The 9,070-nt window shown below is 72.1% G+C and carries 8 protein-coding genes; 3 read left to right on the forward strand and 5 right to left on the reverse strand.

Annotation, left to right across the window (positions count from 1 at the left end; genetic code table 11):
* Nucleotides 1-116 precede the first annotated feature (116 nt).
* Nucleotides 117-1,682 (reverse strand): MFS transporter, encoded by a 1,566-nt coding sequence (locus KGQ19_RS28715; RefSeq protein ID WP_212014524.1) that lies wholly within the window; start codon nt 1,680-1,682, stop codon nt 117-119.
* A gap of 133 nt (nt 1,683-1,815) precedes the next feature.
* Between KGQ19_RS28715 and KGQ19_RS28720 the strand changes: the two genes are divergently transcribed.
* Nucleotides 1,816-2,853, forward strand: a complete 1,038-nt coding sequence (locus KGQ19_RS28720; protein ID WP_230419597.1) for an Lrp/AsnC family transcriptional regulator — start codon at nt 1,816-1,818, stop codon at nt 2,851-2,853.
* Between the two features lie 118 nt (nt 2,854-2,971).
* On the opposite strand, the gene KGQ19_RS28725 is transcribed toward KGQ19_RS28720, so the two are convergent.
* The gene (locus KGQ19_RS28725) at nt 2,972-3,673 is read right to left on the reverse strand and encodes a hypothetical protein (RefSeq protein ID WP_212014526.1); all 702 of its coding nucleotides are present in this window, start codon (nt 3,671-3,673) and stop codon (nt 2,972-2,974) included.
* A gap of 291 nt (nt 3,674-3,964) precedes the next feature.
* Between KGQ19_RS28725 and KGQ19_RS28730 the strand changes: the two genes are divergently transcribed.
* A complete protein-coding gene (locus KGQ19_RS28730; RefSeq protein ID WP_212014528.1) occupies nt 3,965-4,639 on the forward strand; it encodes a hypothetical protein in 675 nt (224 codons plus the stop codon).
* A 91-nt stretch (nt 4,640-4,730) separates the two neighbouring features.
* On the opposite strand, the gene KGQ19_RS28735 is transcribed toward KGQ19_RS28730, so the two are convergent.
* From KGQ19_RS28735 to KGQ19_RS28745, 3 genes are all read right to left on the reverse strand, one after another.
* Nucleotides 4,731-5,273 carry a hypothetical protein gene (locus KGQ19_RS28735; RefSeq protein WP_212014530.1) on the reverse strand — a complete coding sequence of 181 codons (543 nt, stop codon included), beginning with the start codon at nt 5,271-5,273 and terminating at the stop codon, nt 4,731-4,733.
* A 202-nt stretch (nt 5,274-5,475) separates the two neighbouring features.
* Nucleotides 5,476-5,748 (reverse strand): hypothetical protein, encoded by a 273-nt coding sequence (locus tag KGQ19_RS28740; RefSeq protein ID WP_212014537.1) that lies wholly within the window; start codon nt 5,746-5,748, stop codon nt 5,476-5,478.
* Between the two features lie 174 nt (nt 5,749-5,922).
* Nucleotides 5,923-6,258: a hypothetical protein gene (locus KGQ19_RS28745; RefSeq protein WP_212014539.1), complete on the reverse strand. Its 336-nt coding sequence runs from the start codon at nt 6,256-6,258 to the stop codon at nt 5,923-5,925.
* A 912-nt stretch (nt 6,259-7,170) separates the two neighbouring features.
* Between KGQ19_RS28745 and KGQ19_RS28750 the strand changes: the two genes are divergently transcribed.
* A partial coding sequence (locus tag KGQ19_RS28750) for an ATP-binding protein (RefSeq protein ID WP_307856541.1) occupies nt 7,171-9,070 on the forward strand: 1,900 nt, incomplete at its 3' end.

A 9,070-nucleotide genomic window follows, 5' to 3' on the forward strand; every position in this document is an offset into this window, starting at 1 on the left:
CCGGAAGGACATTAGCCACGGCAGAGGGCGAATCTGCGCATTTTGATACCGCGCGTGTCGATCGATTTCGACAACTCGCGTTTCCTGCGATTCGTGCTTCCTAGGGCTCGCGCGGCCTACAACTCCATCGCGACCGGCACGCTCTCGGACCCGGACCACTCCGCCTGTCCCCCACCCGGCTTCGCCCCGCCGCCGTGCCCGCCGCCCGTACTCGGCCGCCGCACCAGCGCCAGCACCGCCAGCCCACCGACCGCGCCCATCAGCGCCGCCGCCAGGAATACCGACTGGAGTCCGGAAGCGAACGCCGCGTGCGTCATGTGCTCCAGCACCGGCCGCTGCGCCGGCCCGCCGGCCGCCACCACGCCCTCGCCCTGCCCGGCCGCCAGCGCGTCGGCGACCGGCACCGGCCGCGGGACGCCCGAACCGCGCACCGACGACGTCAGCCCGGCGTGGAAGACCACCCCGAGCACCGCGATGCCCAGCGCGTTCCCCAGCTGCCGCGCGGTGTTCACCGCGCCGCTGGCCATGCCCGCCCGCTGGTACCCGACCGCGGCGACGGCCGTCGACACCAGGGTCGGCGTGGCCAGCCCGACACCGACACCGCTGATCGCCAGTCCCGGCACCAGCACCGTCCAGCTCGACCCGGTGCCCACCGCCATCTGCGCCGCCGACCCGGCCGCGATCAGCAGCAGCCCGCCGCCGATCATCAGCCCGGGCGAGACCCGGTCGGCCAGCAGTCGGCCGCCCAGTCCGGCGGTGAGGAACGCCGCGCCGCTCATCGGCAGGAAGCACAGCCCGGCTGTCACCGGTCCCATGCCCAGCGTCGACTGGAGCCACAGCGACTCATAGGCGAAGTACGAGAACGCCGCCCCGGACAACAGCAGCGCGCCGATCATCACGCCGGTGAACGTCCCGCGCCGGAACAGGCTCAGGTCCAGCATCGGCGCCTTCCCCTTCAGCTCCACCGCGATCCACGCCACCAGCGCCACACCGGCCCCGGCGAACACCCCGATCGTGCGGGCCGAGCCCCAGCCGTAGTCGTTGCCCTTGATCAAGGCGTAGGTCGCCAGCCCGGCCGCGGCCGTGAACGTCACCAGGCCCGGCAGGTCCAGACCGCCCCGGCGCTCGCCGCGGGACTCGCCGACGTACCGCAGCGTCATGGCCACCGCCAGCACGCTGATCGGCAGGTTGACGAAGAAGATCCAGCGCCAGTCCAGGTGCTGGGTCAGCAGCCCGCCCATGATCGGCCCGGCGGCCGCCGCGGCGCCGCTGACCGCGCCCCAGACGCCGAAGGCGGTGCCCAGGTCGCGTCCGGAGTACAGATGGCTGATCAGCGCGACCGTGGTCGCGAGCATCGCCGCGCCGCCTATGCCCTGCACGGCGCGGAAGGCGATGAGCACACCGGGGTTGCCGGCCAGCCCGCAGGCGAGCGAGGCGCCGGCGAAGACGACCAGCCCGGCGACGTAGAGCTTGCGGTGCCCGGCCCGGTCGCCGAGCGAGCCGGCGGCCAGCAGCAGCGCGGCCAGCACCAGGGCGTAGATGTCCATGACCCACTGCAGGTCGGCGAACGTGGTGTGCAGGCTCCGGGCCATGTCGGGCAGGGCGACGGTGACGATGGTGACGTCCACCAACAGCATGAACGTCCCCAAGCAGACCGCGACGAGCGGCAGCCACTTGCGCATGGGGTCCTCCTTGAGGACGCGTGGGGATCGATTGGTTGTGCTCGACCATCGCAGGCTGCGGCGGGAAAAGCGGAACCAGACAGCGGCAGCCGGTGCTTTTCAATGATCGATGCGACTGTCATGATGGATTCCCATGACAGTGCAGCAATCGCGCGTGGCCCGCGACCGGCCGGTCGAGGAGCTCGACCTGCTCGACCGGCAGTTGGCCCAGGCCCTGATGCTGGACGGCCGGGCCTCGTTCAGCCGGTTGGCCGAAGTGCTCGGGGTCACCGACCAGACCGTGACCCGCCGCTACCGCCGGCTGCGCGGCGAGGGCCTGCTGCGGGTGATCGGGCTGCCGCTCGGCAGCCGGGTCGGCCTCTACGAATCGCAGATCCGGGTGCAGTGCGTGCCCGGTGCGGCGGCCGGGATCGCCGACGCGCTGGCCCGCCGCCCGGACATCGGCTGGGTCAACATCGGCGCCAGCGGCACCGAGGTGTCGTGCATGAGCCGCTCCCGCTCCCGGTACGAGCGCGACTCGCTGCTGCTGGAGAAGCTTCCGCGCACCCGGCAGGTCACCGGCGTCTCGGTGAAGTCGATCATGCACACCTTCGTCGGCGGCCCCGGCGGCTGGCCCGGCATGACGGCCGGGCTGGACGCGGACCAGATCGCCGCGCTGCGCCGGGACTTCCCCGTGGTACGCGGCGAGTTCGAGCTCGACGACGCCGACCGCGTCCTGCTCGCGGTCCTGGCCCGGGACGGCCGCGCGCCGTACCCGGAACTGGCCGCGGCCGTCGGCAAGTCCGAGTCGACCGTGCGCCGCCGCCTGGAGCACCTGATCGACGCCGGCGTGCTCTACTTCGACATCGAGTGTCAGGCGGCGAACATGGGTTTCGACGCCGAGGCCATGCTGGTGGCGGCGGTGGCCCCGTCGGACCTGGACGCGGTCGGCCGCGCGATCGGCTCCCACCCCGAGGTCCCGTTCGCCGCGGCGACCACCGGCGCCACCAACCTGATGGCGGTCGTGGTCTGCCGCGACCTCGAGGACCTGTACGAATACGTGACCGGCCGACTCGGCGCCATCAAGGAAGTCGGACCGCTGGAAGTGGTGCCGGTGCTGCGCACGGTGAAGCGCGCGGGCCTGCTCACCGACGGCGTGCGGCTCTACGACCCGCCGGAGGCCCTGTACTGAGCCGATGCGCCATGCCGGGCATGGGAAACCGGGCCGCGGATTCGCATCCGCGGCCCGGTTAAGGCGTTACGAGCGCGGGCCAGGACTCCGGCGCCTCGGACCCTGACCTGATCCCGGACTAGACCTCGGGCTCGGCCTCAGAACCCGGCTCAGAATCCGCCTCCGCCTCGGGCTTCGTCCACGCCAGCTCCGCGACCGCCGCGTCGAACTTCGTGATCGCGGCGTCCACGGTGGCCTCGTCGCCGCCCGGGCCGGCCTGGCCGGTCAGCGCCAGCGAGAGCCAGCGGTGGTCGGGGTCGCCGGCGACCGGGACGACGTACTCGATGTGCCGCGGGCGGGGCGGCGGGGCGTCGTCGCCGTCGTCCTCCTCGTCGTCCAGGTCCTCGGTGTCCGGGTCGATCCCGGCGCTGCGGTCGATGCGCACCGCCGGCATCCCGGCGATCACGCCGGTGCGCGCGGTCGGGTTGGAGGCGGCGACCCGGGCCACCACGTCGGCCGGCTCCGGTACGGCCGCGCTGGGGATCTTCACCTCGGAGGCCATCACGGTCAGCGCCGGCACCGGCCCCCCGCCGGGCGTCGGGATGTAGAAGTCGATGCCGCCCTTGGCCCGCCCGGCCATGATCTGGGTGCCCAGGCGGCCGGCGATCAGGCCCCGCCCGGCCTCGGCGGCGTCGGCCGGGACGGCGGCGAACACCGTGTCCAGGAAGGCGTTGACATCGGCTTCGGCGTGCTCGTCCAGGCGGATGCGGGTCCAGCCCGTGCCCAGGTCCAGGCGATAGTTGATGGGTTTGCTGTTCGCGGTCTCGGCGGCCGTCGGCATGGTGCAGTTCCCCCGCGCTTGAAGGTGTTATGACAGCTTTCGAGTCTACAAAGGCGAACACGTCAGCGGTATCCCGTTCCCGTCACCGTTCCCTCGTGCGGCCTCGCAGCGGATGCGGCCCCGGGCCCGGGCTTGCAGGCTCGGACGGGTGGCCGCCGCCCGGCGGCCCGCACGTCAGAGCGAAACGAACAGGACGGTGCCGCTTATGCGCACGCTGCCTTCCCCGGTCCGGCCAAGCGACCCACGCGACCAAGCGATCGAACGTCGGTTCCGACACGGTACGCCGATCCGGTGACCGGCATACGCGGGCCGAGGCTGCTCCGGGTGGGTGCGGCCGCGGCGATGACGCTTCTCGGTGCCTCGGCCGGCCCGGCCGCGGCGGACACCACCGGCTCACCGGCGGACGGCGTGACGGTCGCCGTCCTGGGCGGCGGCACGCCCGCGGACGAGCACGCGGCGATCGACTACACGATCGAGGTGCGCGACGCCGGGAGCGTGCCATATCGGCACGTCGACGTCACGGCGATGCTCCCGCCCGGGTTCCACGTGGTCCGGGCCAGCCCGGCCGCCGCCTCCGCCGCGGGTCCGGCGTCGATGCCGACCTGGACCGCGGACCTCGTCCCGGGCCGAACGGTGGACATCCAGGCCCGGATCGCCGCCGGCACGGTCCAGGACCTGGCCGAGGCGTCCGAGCCGCTGACCGGGCCCAGCGATGTGATGGACGGTCCCGGCGACGGTTCCGGACCCGGACCCGGCGGCATGGCCTGGTACTCGCTGTCGGCGTGCGCCCAACGCGGCCCGGGCGACGTCCCGGTCTGCAGCCTGTCGCGCCAACTGCTGGTGAAGACCGACGACGACAACGACCGGGGCATCGAGGCGATCGTGTTGATCCTCGGCGTGCCGCTGATCGTCGGCGGGCTGGGCTGGTACGCGTGGCGCGCTTGGCGGGAGCCGGAGATGGCCTGAGCACACACCAAGGCCGCCGGGCGAAGTTCGCCCGGCGGCCCAGGAGGGGTGTCGCTCTACCGACTGCTTAGTGCGGCTTAGTGCGGCCTGCTTAGTGCGCGGCCTGCGTGGGGCGCGCCGCCGGCTCGGTCACCACATGCCCGGTGACGGCCACGTGCCGCTTGGCGGCCAGCGTCCCGGTCCGGCCCAGCAGCATCGCGATGGCCATCACGACCAGGGCGTCGGTCAGCGCGTTCACGCCGATCTGGTGCTGGAACATCCACCGGCCCAGCTGGTCGCTGAACCAGTGGTTGGAGCCGTACACGAACAGCAGCCGCGCGCCGATGACCGCCGTCCACAGCGCCGCGTAGGCGTAGCCGGAGTGGGTGTAGATGAGGCCGTCGCCGGCGTCCCGCCGCACCTTCAGCAGCGCCGCGGCCGCCAGCCCGAGCAGCAGCCCGAGCGCCGCGCCGACCAGCTCCAACAGCAGTCCGTTCCCCGAGGTGGCCGGGTGCTTCACGTACAGCGGCACGATCACCGCCGCGACGATCGCCGGCCGCAGCAGCCGCATCGTCCCGACCTTGCGCCGTCCCAGGTCGGTGCCGAGCACCGAGGCCAGAACCGCTATGTTCACGATCCACACGCTGGCGTCCATGATGTTTTCCCCTCTCCCACCTGCCCGTTTCTTGCTGACGATCTGAGACTCGCAGCCGGCCGGTTGGAATCGCTTCCATCCGCGGGTGGAAGGCGGGTGGAACGTGGGTGGGGTGCAGGTGGACCAGGTGTCCAGGTGGACCAGGTAGAAGACAGGTGCACCAGGTGCACCGAGGGGAGTGGATTCCAGCGGCGGCGGTTACTCACTCCCGCCCGAGTTGATCCGCACTCAGCCCCAGCAGCTCCAGCGCCACCCGGTAGTCGTCGAACCCGGCCCCGTTGGCCAGCCCCAGGCTGATCGCCGTCCCGACGGCGTCGGCCAGCCCCGCCACCGTCGATCCGTGCCCGCCGGCCATCAGGTGCACCTGCGGTGGCCGGTCATCGGGCCGGACCACCGTCACCCGCCCGGCATACCCGCCGACCAGCACGCTGACCGTCTCCGACGAACGCTGACGCGGCAGCCTGACCTGGGCCATTACGCGGCTCCTGAGGGTGTGGGCGCCAGGGGTGGGGCCCCGGCGCGGACCGATGGAAGAGGGCAGGCTATCGCCCGGCACCCGGGTTTGCGCGGATGGCAGAGCCTTGACTGTGGCGCCTCCGCGGGCGCCCGTTCCTCAATATCTCAGTGACCTGAGATACAACTCTCTCCCTCAGCGCGGAAGCTCCGCCGGCACCGCGAAGACTGGGTTCCGGTAGAGCTCGCTCACCGCGCCGGGGTCGTCGGCCGCGCAGACCGCGGCCAGTTCGTCCAGCAGCGTGTCGTAGTCCTCGCCGGTGCGGCCGGCGTAGGCGTCGGTCATCCGGCCCCACTCGTCCCAGGGCAGGCTCTCGACCTTGTTCAGGGCCGCGAGGTCCTTCACCGCGTTGCCGCGGATCTCGGCCGGGCCGAAGTTCTCGGTGCCGTAGACGCCGAAGGCCGCGCCGTCCGCCTCGCCCCGGCGGTAGGCGGCCCAGGCCTCGGCGCCGGTGAGGAATTCGCCGGGCAACAGATCGTGGGCGTTCGGGAGTACGGTGCCGCCCAGGAGTTCGGCGTCGAGGCGGATCCAGCGCCCGCCCGCGGCTCCGTTTTCGGTCCCGGCTCCCTCTTCGGTCCCGATAGTGCTCGCCGAATCGCTCCCGCATGGTCGTCAGCAGGCTGACATCGCCAGGCGGCACATAGGACACGCGTTGCTGCGGCCCGACCGGGACGAGCGCCCGCTTGTCCATGCCGCGACGGTACCGAGCGCCGATCCGTGGCTTCGCCGAACGCGGGAAACGGTTACCCCTGCGGCGATCGGGCCGTGGCGCGGAACGTGAGGGGTAATCACTTCCAGCCGTCTCACCTTGATGTTCCACATGGTCGCAAGACCACTGTCGTCGCGGGTGTCGAAATCAGAGGTCTCCATAAAGACCGCTAAAGGTCCGCCAGCCGGCGCTGCCGGTTTTCCCAAGTCTTTACGTACCGAAGGTGTCCGAAGCCGCCGAACCCCGCCAGGCTGAAGCCGTTGCGTAACCGATCGCGGGTTCGCGCGTTGGTGAGGGTGTGGGTGGGAACTTGTGTACGGAGCCTGGGCCGCCGGGCGGGTCGTTCACCGGCTCGCCGTCTCACCGCCCCCGCGGACCCGGCCCGGCGGCGTATGATCCGGCGCTGAGATACGCCCCGCGGCCCGGCCGGCCGGCGGCACCCGCGGTACCAGCGGGCATCGGCGTGAAGCCCTTATCCACGCCCTCAGATATCGCCGCATACGGGCCCCTCTGATGTAATGGGTTCGGCGTCGATCATGGAACATCTTTGTCAGGTTTCTGATATGTTCTTCGAATTCAGGCCGGTATCCACTTCGTAATCGCTTAGGAACGTAGGGTTGGCATATGGCTTCCGTTCAAGCTCGCAGCCGCAGCCACACCGGCGGTGAAGCCCGGTGACCGCGGCGGACCGCGTCCAGGAGGCGGCGCGGGGCGGTCACGGCGCGCCGGGCCGGCACTCGGCCTTCGGCGCCGCGCCCGAGGGCCGGTCCGCCGGCCGGCGGCCGACCGCCTGGGTCGTGGCCCCTTCGGTCTGCACGGCGGTGCTGGCGGCCGCCGCCATCATCATCGTGGTGAACGGCGCGCAGTCGGCCGGCTACCACATAAAAAGCGGCCCGATGGCCGCGGTCTGGGTCCTCGGCGGCCTGATACTCGCGGTCGTCGTGGCCACCCTCGCCTTCGCGGGGCGCCAGGGCCGTGCGACCGACATCCAGACCCTCCCCGAATCCGAACGCCGGCCGGCCCCGCAGCCGATGCCGCAACCGCAGCAACCGCAGCAACCGCGGCAGCCGCAACAGTCGCAGCCGCAGCAAGTCCCGCCCCCGGCCCCCGCGCCGCGCCCGCAGCAGGCGCCGCCGGCGATGCCCCCGCAGGTCGTGGCGAACGCCACCGAGGCGGCGGCGACTTTGGCCGGCGCGGCCAAGACCGCCAGCCCGTTGTCCGTCTCCGACGAGGGCGTGGACCTGCAGGTCATCTTCGCGCAGCTGGTCCGCCGGCTGCTCACCCTGGTGCTGCAGCAGATCAACCGGCTCGACGAGCTGGAGAACGAGGTCGAAGACCCCAAGCTCCTGAAGTCCTTGTTCGGCATCGACCACCAGGCCACCCAGGTCCGCCGCTACGGCGAGAACATCGGGGTGCTGGTGGGAGCGCTCCCACAGCGGCAGTGGACGCACCCGGTGCCGGTCACCGTGGCCCAGCGCTCGGCGGTCTCCGAGACCCCGGACTACCCGCGCGTGCAGGTCATCCCGCGGGCCCCGGGCCGGATCCACGGCCACGCCGTCTCCGACGTCATCCACATCCTGTCCGAGCTGGTGGAGAACGCCACCAACTACTCCAATCCGACCACCAAGGTCACCGTGGGCGCGCACCGGGTCTCCGCGGGCCTGGCGATCGAGATCAACGACCACGGCATCGGCATGGAGTCCGAGCAGTTCCGGCGTCTCAATACCCTGCTTCGGGACCCGTCCGGGGCCAACGTCCGGGACCTGCTCTCGCAGGGCCGCATCGGGCTGTCCGTGGTGGCCAAGATGGCCCAGCGGCACGGGATCGCCGTCGAGCTGGCCCCGAACGTCACCGGCGGCACCATGGCGCTGGTGGTGATCCCGGACGCGCTGCTGGCCGTCGAGGAACTGCCCGCCGACAAGGGCCGCCAGCCGCGCCGCGGCGTCGACACCACGCAGCTGCCGGCCCGTCCGGCGCTGGCCCCGCTGCCGGACACCCTGCCGCAGATGTCGACCACCAGCGCGGCCCCCGCTTCGGCCGCCTCGCTGTCGCCGGTGAACGCCTCGACGCCGCCGCTGCTCTCGCCGGCCGCCACCCAGGTGCCGCCGCTGCCGACGGCGCAGGGCTCGCAGAGTTTCCAGAGTGCCCAGAGTTCCCAGGCTTCGCAGAGTTCCCAGTCCTCGCAGGCTTCGCAGGGCTCGCACGGTCTTCACGCGTCTCAGGCATCGCAGATGCCCGCGGGCGACGGCGACGAGACCGTGCGCGTGCCCTCGGCCTCGGACTGGACCGCGGTCCCGCCGCTGCCGACCTCGCCGGCCGCCGCGCAGGAGGCCGCGCAGTCGGGCTCGTCCTGGAACGTCGCGCCGCCGTCCGACTACTCCCGCCCGGCCGCCCACGGCCGCCCGTCGGCCCCGGCCGAGCCGCAGTGGCCGTCCACCACGCCGCCGATCGCGACCAGCGCGATCACCGTCGGGAACCCGCCGAACGCGGTCGGAATCCTCTACGGCGGCTTCGACCCGGCCGCGATCGGCGCCAAGCTCGCCGCCTGGGGCTACAAGAAGCAGGACCGCGGCG

This window comes from Catenulispora pinistramenti, from assembly GCF_018274385.1.
In the GTDB taxonomy this organism is placed as follows: domain Bacteria; phylum Actinomycetota; class Actinomycetes; order Streptomycetales; family Catenulisporaceae; genus Catenulispora; species Catenulispora pinistramenti.

What these genes read in the sequence shown, in the direction of transcription:
- KGQ19_RS28715 (WP_212014524.1), bottom strand. Translation starts at nt 1,682, where the DNA reads ATGCGCAAGTGGCTGCCGCTCGTCGCGGTCTGCTTGGGGACGTTCATG.
- KGQ19_RS28720 (WP_230419597.1), top strand. Translation starts at nt 1,816, where the DNA reads ATGACAGTGCAGCAATCGCGCGTGGCCCGCGACCGGCCGGTCGAGGAG.
- KGQ19_RS28725 (WP_212014526.1), bottom strand. Translation starts at nt 3,673, where the DNA reads ATGCCGACGGCCGCCGAGACCGCGAACAGCAAACCCATCAACTATCGC.
- KGQ19_RS28735 (WP_212014530.1), bottom strand. Translation starts at nt 5,273, where the DNA reads ATGGACGCCAGCGTGTGGATCGTGAACATAGCGGTTCTGGCCTCGGTG.
- KGQ19_RS28740 (WP_212014537.1), bottom strand. Translation starts at nt 5,748, where the DNA reads ATGGCCCAGGTCAGGCTGCCGCGTCAGCGTTCGTCGGAGACGGTCAGC.